Source organism: Pseudarthrobacter sulfonivorans (assembly GCF_024391045.1).
Lineage (GTDB): Bacteria > Actinomycetota > Actinomycetes > Actinomycetales > Micrococcaceae > Arthrobacter > Arthrobacter sulfonivorans_B.
Genome location: NZ_JANFCZ010000023.1, coordinates 23,811 through 43,046 on the forward strand (window position 1 = coordinate 23,811; position 19,236 = coordinate 43,046).

At 65.7% G+C, this 19,236-nt stretch carries 21 protein-coding genes; 8 read left to right on the forward strand and 13 right to left on the reverse strand.

Annotation, left to right across the window (positions count from 1 at the left end):
- Window positions 1-14 precede the first annotated feature (14 nt).
- The 5 genes from NQJ30_RS14655 to NQJ30_RS14675 all read left to right on the forward strand — a co-directional run bounded on the left by NQJ30_RS14655 (window position 15) and on the right by NQJ30_RS14675 (window position 6,139).
- Entirely contained in the window at window positions 15-1,571 is a 1,557-nt protein-coding gene (locus NQJ30_RS14655) for an ABC transporter substrate-binding protein (protein WP_255770702.1), read from the forward strand.
- On the forward strand, window positions 1,568-2,521 hold the full coding sequence (locus tag NQJ30_RS14660) for an ABC transporter permease (protein ID WP_255770704.1): 954 nt from the start codon (window positions 1,568-1,570) through the stop codon (window positions 2,519-2,521). Before NQJ30_RS14655 ends, NQJ30_RS14660 begins: the two co-directional genes overlap by 4 nt.
- Window positions 2,518-3,396, forward strand: coding sequence for an ABC transporter permease (locus NQJ30_RS14665; RefSeq protein ID WP_255770705.1), 879 nt, complete (start codon window positions 2,518-2,520; stop codon window positions 3,394-3,396). The genes NQJ30_RS14660 and NQJ30_RS14665 overlap by 4 nt, the downstream gene beginning before the upstream one ends.
- The gene (locus tag NQJ30_RS14670) at window positions 3,393-5,042 is read left to right on the forward strand and encodes a dipeptide ABC transporter ATP-binding protein (protein WP_255770706.1); all 1,650 of its coding nucleotides are present in this window, start codon (window positions 3,393-3,395) and stop codon (window positions 5,040-5,042) included. Before NQJ30_RS14665 ends, NQJ30_RS14670 begins: the two co-directional genes overlap by 4 nt.
- A 62-nt stretch (window positions 5,043-5,104) precedes the next feature.
- On the forward strand, window positions 5,105-6,139 hold the full coding sequence (locus tag NQJ30_RS14675; RefSeq protein ID WP_255770707.1) for a LacI family DNA-binding transcriptional regulator: 1,035 nt from the start codon (window positions 5,105-5,107) through the stop codon (window positions 6,137-6,139).
- A 15-nt stretch (window positions 6,140-6,154) separates the two neighbouring features.
- Here the strand turns inward: NQJ30_RS14675 and NQJ30_RS14680 are convergent, their stop codons facing one another.
- A complete protein-coding gene (locus NQJ30_RS14680) occupies window positions 6,155-6,523 on the reverse strand; it encodes a VOC family protein (RefSeq protein ID WP_255770708.1) in 369 nt (122 codons plus the stop codon).
- Window positions 6,524-6,533: 10 nt separating this feature from the next.
- Window positions 6,534-7,553 carry an NAD(P)/FAD-dependent oxidoreductase gene (locus NQJ30_RS14685; RefSeq protein WP_255770709.1) on the reverse strand — a complete coding sequence of 340 codons (1,020 nt, stop codon included), beginning with the start codon at window positions 7,551-7,553 and terminating at the stop codon, window positions 6,534-6,536.
- Window positions 7,554-7,665: 112 nt separating this feature from the next.
- Between NQJ30_RS14685 and NQJ30_RS14690 the strand changes: the two genes are divergently transcribed.
- Complete coding sequence (locus NQJ30_RS14690) at window positions 7,666-8,250, forward strand: helix-turn-helix domain-containing protein (RefSeq protein ID WP_255770710.1); 585 nt, start codon at window positions 7,666-7,668, stop codon at window positions 8,248-8,250.
- Window positions 8,251-8,265: 15 nt separating this feature from the next.
- Here the strand turns inward: NQJ30_RS14690 and NQJ30_RS14695 are convergent, their stop codons facing one another.
- The 3 genes from NQJ30_RS14695 to NQJ30_RS14705 are packed head-to-tail and all read right to left on the reverse strand — an operon-like array spanning window position 8,266 to window position 11,072.
- A complete protein-coding gene (locus NQJ30_RS14695) occupies window positions 8,266-9,000 on the reverse strand; it encodes a GAF and ANTAR domain-containing protein (RefSeq protein WP_255770711.1) in 735 nt (244 codons plus the stop codon).
- A 45-nt stretch (window positions 9,001-9,045) separates the two neighbouring features.
- Window positions 9,046-9,651 carry an EthD domain-containing protein gene (locus NQJ30_RS14700; RefSeq protein WP_255770712.1) on the reverse strand — a complete coding sequence of 202 codons (606 nt, stop codon included), beginning with the start codon at window positions 9,649-9,651 and terminating at the stop codon, window positions 9,046-9,048.
- The gene (locus NQJ30_RS14705; protein ID WP_304664161.1) at window positions 9,645-11,072 is read right to left on the reverse strand and encodes an FAD-dependent oxidoreductase; all 1,428 of its coding nucleotides are present in this window, start codon (window positions 11,070-11,072) and stop codon (window positions 9,645-9,647) included. The genes NQJ30_RS14700 and NQJ30_RS14705 overlap by 7 nt, the downstream gene beginning before the upstream one ends.
- Window positions 11,073-11,343: 271 nt before the next feature.
- Here NQJ30_RS14705 and NQJ30_RS14710 point away from each other — a divergent pair, with 271 nt between their 5' ends.
- Both NQJ30_RS14710 and NQJ30_RS14715 read left to right on the forward strand, forming a co-directional pair.
- Window positions 11,344-12,672, forward strand: coding sequence for an MFS transporter (locus tag NQJ30_RS14710; protein WP_255770713.1), 1,329 nt, complete (start codon window positions 11,344-11,346; stop codon window positions 12,670-12,672).
- A gap of 30 nt (window positions 12,673-12,702) precedes the next feature.
- Entirely contained in the window at window positions 12,703-13,506 is an 804-nt protein-coding gene (locus tag NQJ30_RS14715; protein ID WP_255770714.1) for an IclR family transcriptional regulator, read from the forward strand.
- Here the strand turns inward: NQJ30_RS14715 and NQJ30_RS14720 are convergent.
- From NQJ30_RS14720 to NQJ30_RS14755, 8 genes are all read right to left on the reverse strand, one after another.
- On the reverse strand, window positions 13,490-14,614 hold the full coding sequence (locus tag NQJ30_RS14720; protein ID WP_255770715.1) for an alpha/beta fold hydrolase: 1,125 nt from the start codon (window positions 14,612-14,614) through the stop codon (window positions 13,490-13,492). The genes NQJ30_RS14715 and NQJ30_RS14720 overlap by 17 nt on opposite strands.
- A gap of 38 nt (window positions 14,615-14,652) precedes the next feature.
- Window positions 14,653-15,963 (reverse strand): ABC transporter permease, encoded by a 1,311-nt coding sequence (locus NQJ30_RS14725; RefSeq protein ID WP_255770716.1) that lies wholly within the window; start codon window positions 15,961-15,963, stop codon window positions 14,653-14,655.
- 3 nt (window positions 15,964-15,966) lie between these two features.
- Window positions 15,967-16,899 (reverse strand): ABC transporter ATP-binding protein, encoded by a 933-nt coding sequence (locus NQJ30_RS14730; RefSeq protein WP_255770717.1) that lies wholly within the window; start codon window positions 16,897-16,899, stop codon window positions 15,967-15,969.
- Window positions 16,900-17,000: 101 nt separating this feature from the next.
- Window positions 17,001-17,402 (reverse strand): VOC family protein, encoded by a 402-nt coding sequence (locus tag NQJ30_RS14735; protein ID WP_255770718.1) that lies wholly within the window; start codon window positions 17,400-17,402, stop codon window positions 17,001-17,003.
- Window positions 17,403-17,412: 10 nt separating this feature from the next.
- Window positions 17,413-17,850, reverse strand: a complete 438-nt coding sequence (locus NQJ30_RS14740) for a helix-turn-helix transcriptional regulator (RefSeq protein WP_255770719.1) — start codon at window positions 17,848-17,850, stop codon at window positions 17,413-17,415.
- On the reverse strand, window positions 17,847-18,179 hold the full coding sequence (locus NQJ30_RS14745) for a thioredoxin family protein (protein WP_255770720.1): 333 nt from the start codon (window positions 18,177-18,179) through the stop codon (window positions 17,847-17,849). The genes NQJ30_RS14740 and NQJ30_RS14745 overlap by 4 nt, the downstream gene beginning before the upstream one ends.
- Window positions 18,176-18,895, reverse strand: a complete 720-nt coding sequence (locus NQJ30_RS14750; RefSeq protein WP_255770721.1) for a cation diffusion facilitator family transporter — start codon at window positions 18,893-18,895, stop codon at window positions 18,176-18,178. Before NQJ30_RS14750 ends, NQJ30_RS14745 begins: the two co-directional genes overlap by 4 nt.
- Window positions 18,892-19,218: an ArsR/SmtB family transcription factor gene (locus NQJ30_RS14755; RefSeq protein ID WP_255770722.1), complete on the reverse strand. Its 327-nt coding sequence runs from the start codon at window positions 19,216-19,218 to the stop codon at window positions 18,892-18,894. Before NQJ30_RS14755 ends, NQJ30_RS14750 begins: the two co-directional genes overlap by 4 nt.
- Window positions 19,219-19,236 lie beyond the last annotated feature (18 nt).

The window sequence follows — 19,236 nt, forward strand, 5'->3', positions numbered from 1 at the left end:
CAAGGAGAAACAGCATGAACGCAAAACGCTCATTGCGGATCTACCAGGCCGGCATTGTCGCCGCCTCGGTGGTGGCGCTCACTGCCTGCGGCGGCGGTACCGCCGGCACCGCAGAACCGGCAGGACCCCTGGCGCAGCGCGACAGCATCGTCGTCGCCATGCCGGCGGCGAGTCAGAGCCTGAACCCGGCGGCAACGCAGTCGCCCACGGACAGGATCCAGCAGCAACTCACCAACGGCACCCTTTTTACCCTGGCCCCTGACGGCAAGGTCACGCCGGGCCTTGCTACGGACTTCAAATTCAACGCGGATTACACCCAGGGCACAGCAACGCTGCAGAAGGACCTTAAGTTCTCCGACGGCTCGGCGCTGACAGCGGAGGACGTGGCCGCGTCATTTGATTTCGCACGCACCGCCAAGGGCAGCTCGCTGGCGTCCTACCTGACGCCGATTTCGTCGGTGACGGCCACCGACGGGACCACGGTGACGTTCAACTTCAGCACCCCTTACCCATCTTTTGAGACATTCCTTCCGCTGGGATCATTCGGCGTGTATCCCTCCGAAGCCCTCGCGGCCGGCGTCGACTCCTACTTCAACAAACTGGACGTTACAGCCGGCCAATACAAGGTGAAGTCCACTTGGGCCGGCGACGAGCTGAAGCTCACCGCCAATGAGCAGTACAACGGTCCGCAGCCGCTGGCCAAGGAAGTGACCATCAAGATCGTCAGCGATGCCAACAGCGCCATCAGCCAAATGGAAAGCGGCCAGATCGACTTTGCCGGCGACCTCGCGCCCAACTTCCTCAACTCCCTGGGCGACACGGATAAGATCAAGGTCCATTACACGCCCGTCAACGGCTTCTATGACCTGCGCCTGTGGAACCCGTCGGGTCCGTTCTCGGACGTCAATATGCGCAAGGCCGTCAACGCAGCCTTGGACCGGCCGGCAATTGTCAGCGCCATCTGGGGCGACGGCAACGAGCCCCAGACGGGGTTCTGGCCGTCCAACATGCCAGGGCACGAGGCTGACCGGAACAAGCCCCGCGATCTTGACGCGGCGAAGAAGTACCTGTCCCAGACCGAAAACTGCAAGACGGGCTGCACGGTCAACATGATGTACCAGGACCAGTCCCACCCGTTTGCTTCCCAGTTCGCGCTGCTGGTCCAGAGCCAGCTCGCCGAAATCGGCATCACCGTCAAACTGGACAAGGTGGACGCCGCAACGGCCACCAAGCGCGGACGTGCCGGCGACTACGACATGTACCCCGGGTCCATGCCGTCCACGGGTGACAACCCGGACACGCTGCTGAACAACGCAGTCCTTGGCGGGGCACCCACCAACTCTGAGTTCACCGGCTACAACAACCCGAAAATGAACGACATCGTCAAGACGGTCCGCGAGAACCTGGGTGACAAGCGCACCAAGGCGCTTGCCGACGTCGAGAAGCAGTTCGCCGAGGACCAGCCGTACGTCATCTTCGCCCCCTGGGTCCGTGGCGCCGCCACCACCCTCCCGGACGGTTTCTTCAGCCTGCAGGACTCCCGCGGCCAGATCGGCAGCGTCACCAAATGAAACTGGGCGCAGGAGCGCGGCGGCTGGCACTCAGGGCAGGCCAATCCATTGGGACCGTCGGATTCATCGTCGTTCTGGTCTTCTTGCTGGCCAGGCTGATCCCGGGTGACCCTGTTGAGGTCATCCTGGGCATTGAGTACACCCCGGAAACTGCAGCGGACCTGCGCCAAGAGCTCAACCTCGACAAGGCACCTCTGGAACAGTTCGCCAGCTACATCGGCGGGCTGTTCCAGGGGGACCTGGGCACCTCCCTCGCCCAGCGGGGACGTCCGGTCTCGAGTGTTATCGGGGAGGCCATGCCCACCACGCTCGCCGTGGTCCTCGCGGCAATCGTTGTGGCCGTGCTGCTGGGAACCCTACTGGGACTGGTGGCGGCCACCAGCCGTCGCAAGGGTGTGGACGTGGCCGTCCGGACCTGGGTCATGTTGTCCTACGCAGTTCCGACGTTCCTTATCGGGCTCCTCCTGATCCTGGTCTTCGCCATCCGGCTTGACTGGCTTCCGGCCGGCGGCTGGGCCGCGAAATACCCCCAAAACTTCACTTTCCTCATCCTTCCCGGGCTGGCACTGTCAGCCCACCTCGCCCCCGTCATCGCCCGTGCCGTCAGGCAGTCAGCCATTGACGTGAGCGGGCAGCAGTACATCGAGGCGGCGATGGCCCGCGGATTGCCGCGGCGTGTGCTCACCTTCCGCCACATCCTGCCCAACAGCGTGATGCCGGTCATTACGCTGGTCGGCATCAGCTTCGGCTCCCTGTTGACGGGCGCCATCATCATCGAGGCCGTCTTCGGTTTGCCCGGCCTGGGCGCGGAGATGATCAAAGGCGTCATCAGCCGCGACTACCCGGTGATCCAGGGCATCGCCCTCATTACGGCCATCGGCGTGGTCCTCAGCAGCTTCCTGGCCGAACTGGCCTACACACTTGTCGACCCACGTGCGAGGCGATCATGAACAAACGCAAACCCCTGGCCCTGGGCTGGCTCCGCAGGCTCGTCGGTGCGAAGGCGAGCCTCATCATCGGGGCATCGGTCTTCGGCCTGATTGTCCTGATGTGCATCTTCGTTCCCATCCTTTCGCCCTATGCCCCGGATGCCCTCGTGGCCAGGGCACTGCAGGCGCCCAGCCTGGCGCATCCCTTCGGGACCGACGGCGTGGGCCGGGACGTGTTCGTCCGAACCTTCGCCGGTGGCCGGATCGACCTCGTGGCCGCCGCCGTCGTAGCCGCATCCGTGTTCATCATCGGCACCACCCTTGGCACGCTCGCCGGGGCCACCCGGCTGGGGTGGCTGGAGGGCACGCTCATGAGGTTCGTGGACGCCGTCATCGCGTTCCCCACGGTCATTCTCCTGCTGGCCCTGGTGGTGGTCTTCGGCAAAGTGGAGGCGGGCGGCCTCGCGCCGGCCGGACTCCTCGCGGCAATGGCAGGCCTGATGCTGGTGATGTGGTCCAGTTACGCCCGGATGGCGCACGGCCAGGCACTGGCCATGCGGAACTCGGACTTCATCCTGGCAACCCGCGTTTCGGGGCTGTCCCCGCTGCGCGTGGTGATGCGTCACATCGTTCCCGGTGTGGCCCGGGTGAACCTGGCCCTGGCGGTGGGCGACCTGGTGCTCGTGGCCGTCATCCTTTCCTCGCTGCCGTTCCTCGGCGTCGGCGTCCAGCCACCGGCCGCCGAGTGGGGAAGCATCATGTACGAAGGCCGCGGCTTCCTGCGCCAGGCATGGTGGATCACGCTGTTCCCCGGCGCTGTACTGGCGCTCACCGGCCTCTCGCTGAGCTTCATGGCAGATTCACTGCTCGATTCCCGAAAGAAGGCAACGGCATGACCGCAGTATCCAATGGCAGCTCACCGCTGCTGAGCGTCTCCGGCCTGTCGGTGGAACTGGCCGGGCGCCAGGTCCTGCACGACGTCTCCTTCGACATCGCCCGCGGCGAAGCGTTCGCCCTGGTGGGTGAGTCCGGTTCCGGCAAAACTGTCACCGCCCGTGTCGTGACCGGGCTGCTGGACAACATCGGGGGCCGGATCCTGGGCGGCAAGGTGACGTTCGACGGCGTCGAGCTCGGTCAGGCGGATACGCCTGAGCGCCAGAAGCTGCGCGGCAGCCGCATCGCCTTAGTGCCGCAGGCGTCGCTGTCGAGCCTGAATCCGGTGGTCCGGATCGGTAAGCAGATTTCCGAAACGGTCCGCTTCCTTGATCCGCAAACGGATCACCGGGCACGTTCACTGGAACTGCTGGAACAGGTCCAGCTGCCACGGCCAAAGGCGCTGCTTAAGGCCTACCCGCACGAGCTTTCCGGCGGCATGCGTCAACGCGTCATGATCGCGCTCGCACTGGCCGGGCGGCCGGAGCTTATTGTCGCAGACGAGCCCACCACAGCCCTCGACGTCACGGTGCAGGCCGGAATCCTGAGCCTGATCCGCGAGCTCAAGGAGGAAACGGGCATGACGCTCATGCTGATCGCCCACGACCTCGCGGTGGTGAACATGGTCACGGACAGCGTTGCCGTCATGCGGCAGGGGCGGCTCATTGAAAGCGGTTCCACGGAGGCGGTCCTGACCGCACCCAGCCATCCCTATACGCGTGCCATGCTGGCCGCACGTCCGGAAGCAACCCCCGCCGGACAAACCCTCACCGTCCTGGACCGGGAGACGGGGGAACTGCGGAAACCGGAGCAGCCCGAAGCGAGGGACGTTACCCCGGACGTGCTGATGACGGTACAGAGCGTCAGCGTTACCTACCCGGGGGCGGACGCACCGTCGCTGGCTCCCATCAGCCTGGACATCCGGGCCGGGAAGTCCATTGGCATTGTGGGCGAGAGCGGCAGCGGCAAAACCACCCTGGGGCGGGTCCTCGTGGGGGCATTGCGTCCCACCACCGGTGACATCCGGCTGGATGGGCAGAACCTGGCTGACGTGAATTGGCGGCACCCGGCGCGCCGCTCGGTGCAGATGATTTTCCAGGATCCTTACGGTTCGCTGACTCCGTGGCGCACGCCCCGCCAGGCCGTGGCAGAGGTTTTTCTGCGCTGGGACAAACTGCCCAAACGGGCGGCGCTGCGCAAGGCAGGGGAGTTGCTCCACGAGGTGGGGCTGCCCGAAGAGGCGATGGACAAGTCGCCGTCCAAGCTCAGCGGCGGCCAGTGCCAACGGGTGGGCATCGCACGGGCGCTGGCCAGCGAACCGAAGATCCTGGTGGCCGACGAGCCAACATCGTCCCTGGACATTTCATCCCAGGCGCAGATCCTGAACCTGCTGATGGGGCTGCGGGCAAGCCGCGGGCTGTCCCTGGTGGTCATCTCCCATGATCTGTCAGTGATCCGCCATATGGCAGACACTGCCATCGTGATGAAGAATGGCGAGGTGGTGGAAGCCAACACCACGGAGCTGCTGTTCACGTCACCCGAGGCCGACTACACTCGGCAGCTTGTGGCATCCACGCCAACACTCAGCGACGTTCAGGCGTCAATGTGATGTTGACCCTAAAATAAGAATGCAAACGGTTTCATGGACAATCATTCACGGAAGGGGACGTCATGGCTGACAAGGTCACAGTAAGAGATGTGGCGGCAGAAGCCAAAGTCTCCGCGTCCACGGTCTCCCGGGCGCTGTCCTCAGAGGACCTCGTGGCACCTGAGACCCGCCGCCGCATCCTGGAGGTGGCCCAGAACCTGGGTTACCGGCCCAGCCCGGTGGCCCAGGGCCTCGTGGCAGGGCGTTCCAAGACCATCGGACTCCTTGTCCCGGACATCGAGCATCCGTGCTACTCGGCTATTGCCAAGGGTGTGTACGGGCAGGCGCTCCGGGAGGGATACTCCGTGGTGATTGCGGACTCGGACAATGATGCGTCGTACGAAATTGCCGCGGCCCGCCGGCTGCAGGACCAAACGGACGGGCTGATTGTCTGTTCGTCCAAGATGTCGGAGCAGGACATTTCCGCGCTCAACACGGCGGGGCCGGTGGTGCTGTCCAACCGGGTTTGCCCGGGCGTTGCGGACGTGGGTTTTGATGCCACCGAAACGGTCCGCCAGGCGGTGGAGCACCTGCACGCGCTGGGACACCGAAGCATCGCCTACGCCGGCGGCCCTGAAGGTTCCTGGTCGGATGAGAAACGCAGGAAGGGCCTGGCCTCCACCGCCCCCAAACTGGCGGGCCTGGAGATCACGGACCTGGGCCATTTCGAACCCGGCTTCGGTGGTGGCGGGTCCGCCGCGGACCTTGCCATGGCTTCGGGGGCTACGGCCGTTCTGGCGTTCAACGACTTCATGGCGCTGGAGATTATGGCCCGGCTCCGGCGCCGCGGGTATCGGGTTCCGGACGACTTCAGTGTGGTGGGCATCGACGATATCCAGTCCGCGAACCTGACGTCCCCGGCCCTGACCACAGTCCGCACCCCGCTGCGGCAGATTGGCCAGGCATCCGTCAACAAGCTCCTTGACATTGTGGCTCCGCAGGCCGCCCCCCGTCCGGCCATCAAGCTTCCTGTGGGGCTGGTGGTGCGGGAATCAACGTCGCCGCCAACACGGGCAGCAGCCACGAAGCCCACTCCCGCCATGGAGCATGTGGCCTAGCAGCCGCCCAGGGTCCTAACGCGCCGGGATCTCCTGGATGACCCACCGGTTGCCGTCAGGGTCGCTGAAGTGGGCGAACGCGAACCCGCCCATGTCCTGGGCTTCGCTGACGGGGGCGCCGCGGCTGACCAGCTCCTCCCGGGCAGAGGCCATGTCCGGCACCACGAGCTGCAGGCCTTCGAGGCTGCCCGGGGTCATGCCGGTCATGCCGGTGCCAATGACGATTGACGCCGCAGAGCCCGGCGGGGTCAGCTGGACAACGCGCATCCCGGGAATGTGTTCAACGTCGTGATCGAGCACGAAGCCGAGCTGGTCAGTGTAGAAGGCCTTGGCGCGGTCCACATCGGAGACGGGCACCTGTACAACCTCGAGTCGGAGTTCCATGTCCGAAACCCTACCTTGCCAGGCCATGAGCCCGCTCACTCAGCACGGTCTTTGCGACGGCGGCTTCCGAGGCCGCGGAGAAGGGCCCGAAACGCCCCTCCACAGCCCAACGGGTTTCCTCCTCGATGAGGTCGGCGTTGATCCTCGCGCCGGCCATCACACCCTCGGCCGCGGCGGTGATCACCTGGGCCATCAGGTTGGTGACATTTCCTGCCGCATACACGCCGGGGACGGCCGTCGCGCCGCCCACAGCGTCGGTCTCGATGTACCGGCCGGCCCCGGACGGGTGCGGCCGGGAGGGCAGCCCGAGGGATTCCAGCAGGGCGGACCGGGCTTCCATCCGTGAGCCGACGGCCAGGGCCTGCAGCGCGAAGGACGGCCCCTGGCGCAGCGTGACGCCGGTGAGGACTCCGTCCGCAGCGTCAACGGAGGCCACGGCGCCTTCAACCACCCGGACCGACCGGGCAGCGAGCTTTTCCCATTCCTCGTCGGTGGGCTGCACGGCGTCGTTGAGGAAGAGGGTGATGTCCGGGGACCATTGCCGGAACAGCAGTGCTTGGTGGCCGGACAGCGGGCCGGTGCCCAGCACGCCAATCCGCTGCCCGCGGATTTCCCAGCCATGGCAGTACGGGCAGTGCACCACGCCCTTGCCCCACTGCTCCCGCAGCCCGTCGATGGCAGGCAGTTCGTCCGTCAGGCCGGTGGTGACCAGGAGGCGCCTGCCCAGGACCCGGCGGGAATCTGCGAGGGTGACTTCGAACCCTTCGGTGGTACGCCGTGCCGCAACAGCTTCGCCGGCCAGCACCGTCCCGCCGTAGGAGAGCACCTCGCTGCGTCCCATGGCCAGGAGCTCCAACGGGTTAACGCCGTCCCTGGATAAAAAGCCGTGGACGCCCGCCGCGGGTGCGTTGCGGGGCGTTCCCGCATCGATGACCAGCACCGAGCGCAGCGCCCGGGCCAGGGTGGTGGCCGCGCCGAGTCCCGCGGCGCCGCCGCCGACGATTACAACGTCATACCGTGTGGTGTCCATGCTGCTTGGCCTTCCCGAAAGTTCCCCGCCGCCAACCGGAGGCGCTCAATTAAGCATCCGTCGGACCAACTCAAGCTGGCAAACAATCTTGCCGTTATGGCAAAATAGTGGGATGGCAAACGACCTTGATGACGTTCTCGGGGCGGTGGGCCCCCGGCTTCGGGCGCTCCGGACCGAACGCAACCTCACCCTCGGCGAAGTGTCTTCCGCCTCCGGTGTATCGGTGAGCACCCTGTCCCGGCTGGAGTCGGGCCAGCGCAGGCCAAACCTCGAAATTCTGCTGCCCCTCGCGAGGCTGTACGGCGTTCCCCTCGATGATCTGGTGGGTGCCCCGCCCACCGGGGATCCCAGGATCCACCTCCGCCCCATCACCCATGCGGGCATGACGGCCGTCCCCCTGACGCGCCGTCCCGGCGGCCTGCAGGCGTTCAAAATGGTGCTCGACGGCGGTGCCCGCGGCGACCAGCCAGATCCCCGCGTTCACGAGGGCTACGAATGGCTGTACATCCTCAACGGCCGGTTGCGCCTGGTGCTGGGGGACAAGGACTTTGAACTTCGGGCCGGCGAAGCAGCCGAATTCGATACCCACACACCCCACTGGTTCGCCAGCGCCGACGGCAAGCCCGTTGAATTCATCAGCCTGTTCGGGCAGCAGGGGGAGCGGATGCACATCCGCGCGCGGCCCAAGTCCTCTTAGCCGAAGAAGGCCGGGCTATTTGTCAAAGTAGGTAATGGGTTCCTCGCCCGAAACCTTCTTGACGACCTCCTCCGCCACGTCGCGCAGTTTCTGGTTCCGGTGGCTGGAGACCTTGACCAGGATGGCCATGGCTTCTGCCTGGCTGCACCGGTTCTGGCCCATGATGATGCCACAGGCAAGGTTGATGGCGGTACGGCTGACCATGGCCGCGCTCAGGTCGTCCGCAGCCCCTTCGGCAGTAGCCACCCTGACGGAGAGCAGGACGGCGCTGCGGGCCACCCGGGCGAATTTGGCTGCCTCACTGATGGTCGCCTCCGTGAACACCCCAGTACTTGGCGCGAAGAAGTTCAGGGCGGCGCTGGTGCCTTCATTAAGATCCATCGGGACGCCAAGGGCGCTGAGGCAGCCCTCTTCAAGCAGGCGTTGCTGGTAGGTAGGCCAGCGGGGGTCCGTGCGGACGTCTGCCAAGAGGACGGGGGCCTTCACCTTCAATGCCTCGATGCAGGGGCCCTCGCCCACCTGCTGTTCGATCTTGTCGAGGTGGATGGCGTGCTCCGCGCTGCCGCCAACAGTGGTGGTTTTCTTGTTGATCTTGAGAGTGACGCCGCACTCGATCGTTGTACCGGCTGCCCTGCTCAGTGAGGACGCGGCAATCACGGACAGTCCGCCCAGGAATTCAGCCACCGATCCCGTGCCGATGATCAGGTCCTGCAGCTCAAGGAGCAGCTCGTGTTCGGGGGAAATGGTCATGCCCAAATCTAGGCCGGGACAGTCAACACTCACAAGCCACCAGGATCAGCGCACCCGCCGGGACGCTGTCTTCAGAACCCTGATGCCGCTGCTCATCGACCCGCCGGAGACTCTATCGACAACGGAATCAAACAGCTCATCGGCTCCGCCTGCCGGGGTTGGATAGACGAGCAGCGTGGCAGGTGCGGTTGGCTCCTGAAGGAGCCTGGGCCTCTTCATGAGGCGGATGCCTTCCTCCGGCTCGGTAGGGGCCACATGGTGTCCAGCCGTCAGCTCTGCTATGTCGTGCTCGCTGAGAGGTCCGGGCGAAAGTAGCCACACCTTCTCCTCAGCGTCATAGCTACCGCGGTTTGTCACAGTGAATGCGGTTAGCGTGCGGATAAAGCTGACCTCGTCATCCTGCTGGGCCATGGAGGTGTGGTCTTCCGGAGATGAGACGACGGCGTCATCGAACCACACCTCGACGATCCCGTCGATGGTCGCCGTGGGGTCGCCGTTGGTCCAGAAAGAATGAACGGGATTCTGGACGTACTCTTTCAGGCCGGGCAGCGCCGAGATGATTTCGGCGTGCCCGGTGGCCCATAGCCGGTCGAAGTCCTGAAACGGCATGTCGGTCCGGCGTTGCAGCAATGCGATGCGCTTTCTTAGCACGATGAAGTTCCTTCCATGGCAGGTGCCATTTGTTCTTGGGGCAGGCTGTGGGACAGTCTGTGGGGCGCGACGGCGGCAAACCGGGCTGCGCTGCCACCGGCGATGGTGCCGGTGATGTGTGCCGGGGCAAGCCCGCCTGCGTAGCCGTAGTTGGAAAACCCGCCGAGGTCGGCGCCCGCAGCGTAGAGGCCCGGGATCCTCTCGCCGGTGGAGTTCAGCACCGAGGCGCTGTGGTCGATTGCGATTCCCCCGAGCGTAAAGGTGATGGCGGGCTGCACCTCAAGCGCGTAGAAGGGTGGAGTACGCAGCTTCATCAGTTGGTGGACGGTGGGCGGTTCACCGCGCGAGACACGGCGTGCCAGTGACGACACCCCGGTATCGCCCAGCAGGGTCTTCCGCAGCTGTGGCCCGTCCACGCCGAGGTCGCTGAGCTGGTGCACGAGCTGGTCGAGGGTCGGGGCCGTTGCGTGCCGGGCGCCGCCCTCAACCGCAAACGCGAACCGGTCCACCCGCCCGAAATGGGCGAACGGTTCTGATACCCCGTAGGTCGAGCGCACAGTTTCGTCAAAGATGAGGAACCCTCTCATCCCGTCCACCTCGGCAAGGTCCTGGTTGAGGATTTCGTCGCCGCGGGATTCCTCGGAGATCCGCCGCCCGTCGGCCGCCACCAGGATGCCGTGATTGGAGTAGTACTGGGAGTAGAGCATGAACCGGTCCGGCGTGAAGTCGGCGACGGGGTGGGACACAAGGTGTCCGTAGAACGTTCCCAGGTCACCGGCCGGTGCACCCCCGAGGGACAAGGCAAGGTCGAGTCCGTCGCCTTCACTGCCGGGATTGGACCGGAGCAGGATGTCGGCGCCAACGGCGGGCATGTGGAATGCCCGTTGTGCCGTGGAGGCCTGGAATCCTCCTGTGGCCAGGATAATCGCGTGGGCGTGGATCTCGCGGTGGCCGTCTGCTGAATCCACGCTCAGGAGGAACCGGCGCGTGCCGGACCGGGTCACGGAGCGAATCCGGACGCCGGTGTGCACCTCTCCGCCCAAAACCCTCAACTGCTCCTCAAGTACCTGCAGGTATGTCTTGACGTCGAAGGAATACCCCCGGCCGAACCCCATGACGCCGTCCGTTGCCTCGGCGTCGACGTGAACGCCGGTTGCGCGAATCGCGGCCAGCCCTGGCTCGTAGTCTCCGATGATGCGCTCGGCCAGCTGCAGGTCGCCCTGCGGAATCCGGCGGCGATAGGAAGCAAGATCGGGCGCGGTCCAGTACATGCCGGCAGACAGCTGGGACGAGCCGCCCGGGCGGTCCTGCTTTTCCAGGAGAGTGACACTGGCACCCTCTTCCGCGGCCACCGAGGCAGCCCGCAGGCCGGCCAGCCCGCCTCCGATGACCACGACGTCCCGGGAGGACACTTCCGTCATGCCATGCTCCTTCGTTGGGCCCGCCGGATTCTGTGATGTCCGGTGCAGCCACAGCGACCCTAGGCGGCCCCGCCCGTCCCTCGCACATTCTTTTCCACATGACAGAACTTCAAGCCCCCCTTCGTGATAAACGCCTCACAAGGCAGCCGTGGCTTTTCCAGATAGCAGAAATACTGTTGGAGTTGCCTGAATTTGTAACTAAGTTCATATCCGTCTCGAAGGCGAGATGCGCCGGTGCCAACACCTGGCTATGAAGTGAAAGGCTTAAAACATGACTCGGGAAACCCTTTCCCCCTCCACACCCTCCGGCGGCAACCCGACCGAAACCTCCCCGCAGCGCTCCCAGAAAGCGAAGACTGTCACCAGCGGCGCGCTGGGCTCGGCGCTCGAGTGGTTCGACTTCGCGGTCTACGGTGCCCTGTCCGCCACCGTCTTTCCCGCGATCTTCTTCTCGGGACTCGGCGAAGCGGCGGCCCTGATCGCGTCCTTCGCAACCTTCGGCGTCGGATTCCTGGCCCGCCCCCTGGGCGCCATCATCTGCGGCCACTTCGGAGACAAGTACGGGCGCCGGCCCGTTCTGCTGGCCACGTTCATCCTCATGGGGGTCAGCTCGCTGGCGATTGGCCTGCTCCCCGGCAATCAGGGCATCACCATCGCCATCGTCCTGGTGTCCCTGCGGTTCCTTCAGGGCTTCTCCCTCGGCGGCGAGGCGACCGGTGCCCAGCTGATGACCCTCGAACACGCCAACGCCAACCAGCGCGGGCTCCTGGGCTCCTTCATCAACATCGGTTCCCCGCTCAGCCAGGTCCTCGCCAACGTCACCCTCGTCATCCTGAGCACGTCCATGAGTGAAGCTGCCTTCCGGGACTGGGGCTGGCGCGTGCCGTTCCTCCTGAGTATCCTGCTGGTCGTCGTGGGCATCTACATCCGCATGCGCCTCGAGGAGACCCCGGTCTTCCTGGAACAAAAGGCAGCCGCCACCGAATCCATCAGCGGTCTGCAGGTCCTCAAGACCATGCCGTGGACCATCATCAAGCTGATGCTGGTACGCGCCGGCTCCAACGTGACCTTCTACACCATCTCCGTGTACGGCCTGAACTACCTGACCACCCACGCCGGCTTCAGCAAGGGCGACGCGTTCATCATGATCCTCGTGGCCAACGGCATCTCCGTCGGCGTCGGCCTGCTCGGCGGATTCGTCAGTGACCGGATCGGCCGCAAGCCTGTGCTGGTGATCGCGATCATCGCCCAGCTCATCGCCGTCGCGTCCTTCTTCCCGTCGGCCGAGTCGGGGAACATCTTCCTGATCGTCCTCACCGTCACCGTGGCCATCAGCGGCGTCCAGTTCGAGTTCGGCTCGCAGCCAGCCCTCTATGCGGAACAGTTCCCCACCAACATGCGCTTCTCGGGCTCAGCGCTGTCGCTGTCGTTCTCCCAGGTGATCTTCTCCGCCCCCGCACCCATTGTTGCGGCCGCCATCGCCAGCACCGGCAACTTCTGGCTCATCGCCGCCATCAACGTTGTGGTGCTCCTCATGTCACTGCTGTTTGTGCGGTGGCTCAAGGAAAACCACACCGCCGAACTGAGCGAAATCCGCTAGAAGTTTGAAGCTGTATCGTCTAGTTCCATCATGACCAAACAAAAAGATGTGTACCAGCGCCCGCGGTATGCCTTGAGCTCGGTCGATCACGTGCTGCGCCTGATTCAGATCCTGCGCGACACCGGCGGTGCCAGGTTGTCCGACATCGCGCGGGAGCTGGACATCTCACCGTCGGCGGCGCACCGGCTGCTAACCATGCTCGTGTACCGCGATTTCGCCGTCCAGGATGAGTCCCGCGCCTACGCGCCGGGACCGTCCATGGGCGCGCCGCCGTCGCCCTCTCCGTGGACACGCAAACTGAAGACCCTTCTCAGTTCGCACCTGGAGCTCCTCGCCGGGCGCCTCGACGAGAGCGTCAGCCTGATGTTCCGCACGGGCGTGCGGACCCGGGTGCTCACCACCTTGGAGGGGAGCCAGCCGCTGCGCGTCGGGGACCGGACGGGACTTGTGCAGGATGCGCGGCTGGCGGCTGGCGGAAAAGCCATTCTTGCCGAACATGATCAGGCGTTTCTGGAGCGGCTGTACAGGAGCAATTCCGCAAGGCTCGCCGGCGGTTACCTCAACGACGCGGAGTTCGCGCGCCTGGGGCGCACGCTGGAGGAGACCCGGCGGTTGGGATACGCGCTCAACCAGGAAGAAACCGAAGTGGGACTGCACGCGCTGGGCATGGCACTGCACAGCGCCGACGGCGGCGTGCTCGCGTCTTTCGCGGTCCTGGTGCCGGCCGTCCGGGCCGAGGTCCTCAGGGACCCAAGGACCCTCGCCCTGGTCACCGAGGCCCGGACGGAGATGGACCAGGCGATCCGCGCGGCCGGGCTCAGCCTGCAGGCCTGAGCCCGGAAAGCCTGAGCGCTTCGGCCCTGACAACCCCGCCGCGCTGCGCGGTCATTGAGTCAGTCGACCCCGCAACAGGCGCCAGGAACTCGTCGATCTTCTCCGCCATCGCCTTCGCCTGGGTCCAGTGCAGGTAGTGCGGGCCGTCGAGGACCACAAGCTCGTGCCGCGTGACCTGAGTCAGTTGGCGTTCGTGCAGGTCCACCCATTCAGGCCGGCTGTTCAGGGTGTCCTGCGAGAGGAGCATCAGTACCGGAATCCGGCTGGGGTAGCTGAGCCCCTGCAGCTTCGCGGCGTTCTCGCCCACGCGGGAGGTTTCGTCGGTCACGGCCGCGTTGCCGAAGTTCCATGAGGTGAGCATGCGCATCTGGGTGATTTCCGACGGCGTATAGCCGCTGCCGTCCGGATCCAGCAGTCCCAGCGCGGCCGCCCAGCGAACTAGACCGAGGGTGGAGGGGAGGCGCTCCCAGAAATTGCCCGACGGCGGCGCATCGGCAGGTGCCGGGGCTCCGGGCCGTGCAGTGGTGGCCGTAGGCACGGTGGGGTCGATCCCGATGACCGCCGACACTTCGGCCGGGTATTTGTTGGCGTAGTACAGGGTGGTGAAGCCCCCGATGGAGTGCCCGGCCAGGGCGTAGGGGCCATGGATGCCCAGCGCGGAGAGCACCGAGTGCAGTTCCTCGGCGATGTTCTCGATGGTCCGCGGCCTGACGTCGGTGTCGCTGTAGCCGTAGCCGAACCCCTCCACCACCACGGTCCGGTAGCCGGGCAGTGCCCGGACCAGAGGGGCGAAATCGAGCCCCGGCGCGGCCGTGCCCAGCCCGCTGAGCAGCACCAGCATCGGGCCGCTGTCCCCGGAAATGGAGACGTTGATAGTGCCCTGATCGATCCGGACCCGTTCCCCGTACGGAATGGCGTTGGCTCGTTCCACGCGCTCGAGGAGGACATTCGCAGCAGTTGACACCACCACCAGCCCGAGCAGCACCAGCATCAGAATGGCAAAGAACCGCAGCACCCGACGTCGGCCTTTCCGCACCGGCAATGAACCGTCGGTGACTGAACCCTCCGGGACGGAACGCGTGCGGCGGGAAAAGAAGCGCAGCGGCATGGCGACATTTTAGTACCGCCCCCACGGCGCTGACCCCACTACTTCCCCGTCAGCGGGCTCCGCTTCCGGAAGGTGCCGGCGATGGAGAGCTTCCTGGAGTATTGGATCGACCCGTAGCGGAAGAGGTGGACGGCCAGGCGGAGGATGAGGAAGCCGATGACGAACAGTTCCACGATGACGATGGTGGATTCAACCGGAGTCAACAACCCGAAGGCGTTGCGGAGCAGCGCGGTGACCGGGGCGGAGAGCGGGAAGTAGGTGAAGACCTGCACGATGGGCGCGTGCGGGTCGGAGATGATCAGGCTGATGGCGTAGAACGGCACGAAGATCAGGGCCATCAGCGGCCCGAAGATGGTGCCGGCGTCCTTGGCGGTGGGCATGACGGCCCCGATCGCCACCAGGACGCCCGTGAAGACGGTGAAGCCGCCCAGCAGCAGGAGCGCCCCGACGATGATGGTTACGGGCTCGAAGCTGATGGTGGACAGGTCCAGGTCGGGGATGGAGAGCCTGTCCCGGAAGAAGAGGTAGCCCACCACAATCGGGGTGAGGAAGACCAGGACCTGGACCAGGCCCACCATGAACAGGGCGGCCACCTTGCCGATGATCAGGGTGGTGGGGTTCAGGGTGGTGAGGATCATCTCGGTGACCCGGTTTTCCTTCTCCTCCAGCGTGCTGTTCAGCATCTGGTTGGAGAGCAGGATGATCGAGACGTAGAAGATCACCAGGAACATCAGCGGCGGGATCGCGGCGCCAAAGCCGCCGGTCGCCTTGCCGTCCTTGAAGGCCTCGGACTCGGTCTTGACGTTACCGCTGGCAGCGGCCGTCAGCTGCGGCGAGCCCACGGTGGCCTGCGCCGACGCGGTCAGCAGCTGCTTGGCGACGGCGTCGTACTTGCCGTTCTCGAAGATTCCCTTGTCGATGCCGTAGACCTTCACTGTCTGGGTGGCCGGCTCGGCGGGGTAGACGAAGTAGGCGTCGGACTTGCCTGTTTTCACGTCTTCCAACGCCAGCCCGGGGTCTGCCGCCTTCACCCCGCCCATGGCCTTGGCAATGTTGTCCGCGATCAGGCCGGAGCTATCGGTGTAGGTGAAGGACAGGGCCGCGGTCTTTTGGGCGTCGGCGCTGGCTGCGGTGGAGGAGTTGCTCAGGTAGACCAGGGCGAACACGATGCCGATCACCACGGGGATGGCCAGGGTGGCGATCCAGAAGCCGCGCTTTTTCAGGGTGCGGGTGAACTCGAACCCGATCACGGTGCGGAGGTTGTGCTGCGCGAACGGGCGCTTCGGCGGCGCCGGGACGGCCTGCGGCTGGGGAGCGGGGGAGGCCTTGGTGGCTGTTGGCTGTGTCATGGGTTATGCCTCCGCCATCTGGTGGTCTTCGCCGTAGACCCGGATGAAGATTTCATCCAGGGACGTCCTGGCCGCGGTGAAGGAGCGCACGGCCACGCCGCCGTCGATCAGTTCGCGCAGGACGGTGGACTCGCCGCCGCCGGGGCGGGGGGAGAGTTCCGCGTGGCCGCCGCCGGCGCTGACGATGTCGTAGAGGTCCGAGGCGGGCAGGGCGCCGTCGTAGGCGAGCCGGTACACGGTGCCGCCGAACTGTTCCTGGACCTCCTCCACGGTGCCGTATGCGCGGGAGGTGCCGTCCTTGAGCAGGATGACCCGGTCGCAGAGCCGTTCCACCTCTTCCATCTGGTGGGTGACCATGATGACGGTGGCGCCGGCGTGTTTGCGCTCTTCGATGATGTCCATCAGCAGCCGCCGGTTGACCGGATCGAAGCCCTTGGTGGGTTCGTCCAGGATCAGCAGTTCGGGGTTGTTCATGATGGTCACGCCGAGCTGGATCTTCTGTTGCTGGCCGCCGGAGAGCTTGTCCATCCGCATGTGCGCCTTGTCGGCCAGATCCACCCGTTCCAGGTATTCGCGGGACCAGTTCTTGGCGTGGGTTTTGTCCATGCCTTTGAGCCGGCCGAAGTACACCATCACGTCCAGGACGGATTCCTTCTTGTACAGGCCGCGTTCCTCGGGCAGATACCCGAGGCGGGCGCCGTCGCGTGCGGTGAAGGGCCGGCCGCCGATGTGGAGGGTCCCGGCGGTGGGCTGGTAGATCCCCAGCAGCGCCCGCAGGGTGGTGGTTTTCCCGGAGCCGTTGCTGCCGAGGAACCCGAAGGTCTCCCCGGCCCGGACATCGAAGGACAGGTCCTTGATGACCGTGGTGTCCCCGAAATCCATCCGGAAGTCCTGAATGTGCACAAGCGGCTCCCCGGCCGCACCGTCCAGCGTCATGCCCACCACTCTAACCGCTTGCACTGACACGCAGAACGTACGACGCCGGCACCCAAGTTGGGTGCCGGCGTCGTACGTTTCCGCTGGTGAGGAGGCGGAACCTAGCCCTGGTTGATGCGGATCATGTTGCCGGAGGGATCGCGGAAGGCGCAGTCGCGCGGGCCCCATGGCTGGTCGATGGGTTCCTGGAGGACTTCGGCGCCGGATGCGCGGAGCTTTTCGAAGGCGCCGTCCAGATCGTCGGTGGTGAAGACGTACATGGGCATGACGCCTTTGGTGAGGAGTTCCTGGATGGCGTCGCCGTCGGCCTGCGAGCGGCCGGCGTGCGGCGGGGAGAGGACCAGTTCGAGGCCGGGCTGGGCGTCGCTGCCGAGGGTGACCCAGCGCTGCCCGTCGGACCCGACGTCGTTCCTCACTTCGAAGCCGAGCGCGTCGCGGTAGAACTTGAGCGACTCGTCCACGTCGGTGACGGTGACCTGTGCGTATTTCAGTGAAATGTTCATGGGTTCCACGCTATTTCAGCGCGGGCGCGGGCGCTTCTTCAATCCTGCTCGGTTTCCGCGCGGGCCGGGTGCGCTGCCGGGCGATGCAGGACGGCATGGCCTTGGCCGCGTGGTGCTCGCGGGCGCGGTAGGCGCTGGGGGTCATCCCCACGATCTCGGTGAACCGCGAGCTGAAGGAACCCAGCGACGTGGAGCCCACCTCCATGCACGCATCGGTGACGCTGGCGCCGGCGCGGAGCAGCGCCATGGCCCGTTCGATCCGCCGCGTCATCAGGTAGTTGTACGGCGCCTCACCGTAGGCGGCCTTGAACTGGCGGGAGAAGTGCGCGGCGGACATCAGCGCGCCGGCGGCCATGGTGGGCACGTCCAGCGGTTTGGCGTACTCGCGGTCGATCAGGTCACGGGCCCGGCGCAGGTGCGCCAGGTTGGCGATCTCCTGCGGTGTCATGACGCCATTCTACGGCGGCCCGGTGACACTCCCCGGTTCTGCAGGGACTTTTTGATCTGCTCCTGGGTGGGCAACCCGGCGAGGCCGTCCGGCGTCTGGTAGATGCGGCAGGAGAGTTCGTTCACCGGGGTCGCGCCGGGAAAGAGGTCCACGCCGTCCAGCGTTATGGTGGGCGAGCCGGCGAACGCCGGGGCCCCTGTCGCGTCGAGGACCACTGTCCGGACAACGTCAATGCCCGGCCCGGCCACGTCGCTGACCGCCGCGCGGAGCCGTGCGTACGCTTCGTCCGAATTCGGGCAGTCCTCGATGTACAGGAGTTCAACTTTCATGAGGATTCCCTCCCGCACCCGTCGCAGCATCCCGCCGTGCCGCCGTCGTTCTTCTTGTTGTCAAGGGAAAGCCCGACGGCGGCGTGCGGCACTGCGCAGCAGACGTCACCATTCCAGGCGTTGAGGCCTTCGCGGACGGCGATGCCGGCGATGACCAGGGCGGCGCCGGCATCGGCCCACCACCAGCCCAGCGTGCTGTTCAGGATCAGGCCCGCGAGCAGCACGGCGGACAGGTAGGTGCACAGGAGGGTCTGCTTGGAGTCGGCCACGGCAGTCCTGGAACCGAGCTCGCGGCCGGCCCGGCGCTGCAGCCAGGACAGGACCGGCATGATGGCCAGGCTCAGGGCGGCGATCACGATGCCGGGCATGGAGTGCTGGGCCTCGCCGCCGCCGGCGAGGGACCGGACCGAATCCGCAGTGACGAAGAGCGCCAGCGCGAAGAAGGAGACGGCGATGATCCGCAGGGTGAGGTGTTCACGGCGTTCCGGGTCCGCGCCGGCGAACTGCCAGGAAAGCGCGACGGCGGACGCCACTTCGATGATGGAGTCCAGCCCGAAGCCGATCAGCGCCGACGAATCCGCGATGTTGCCGGCCCACAGCGCCACCACCGCTTCGATGACGTTGTAGGTGATGGTCAGCGCGGCGAAGATCCGGATGCGGCGGCTCAGGACGGCCCGGCGCCCGGCGTTGGGGGAGAGCAGGAGGGGAGTGGTCATACCAGGCACGTCCCGTCCGGGGCGCAGCACGCGGGATCAACACTGAGCACCACGCCGAGCAGGTCCTTGACTGCATGGCCCAGCCGGGCATCGGCGAGTTCGTAGCGGGTGCGGCGGCCGTCCGGCGCAGCCACCACCAGGCCGCAGCCGCGCAGGCAGGTCAGGTGGTTGGACATGCTCTGCCGGGACACGCCGAGGCTGTCCGCCAGGTCCGACGGATAGCCGGGCCCGTCGGCGAGGGCAAGTAGGATCCGGGCGCGCGTCGGGTCCGAGACGGCGTATCCGAACCGCGCCAGGACCGGGGCGTGCGTGAGTGTCTCCATGGAACGATGGTACATCCG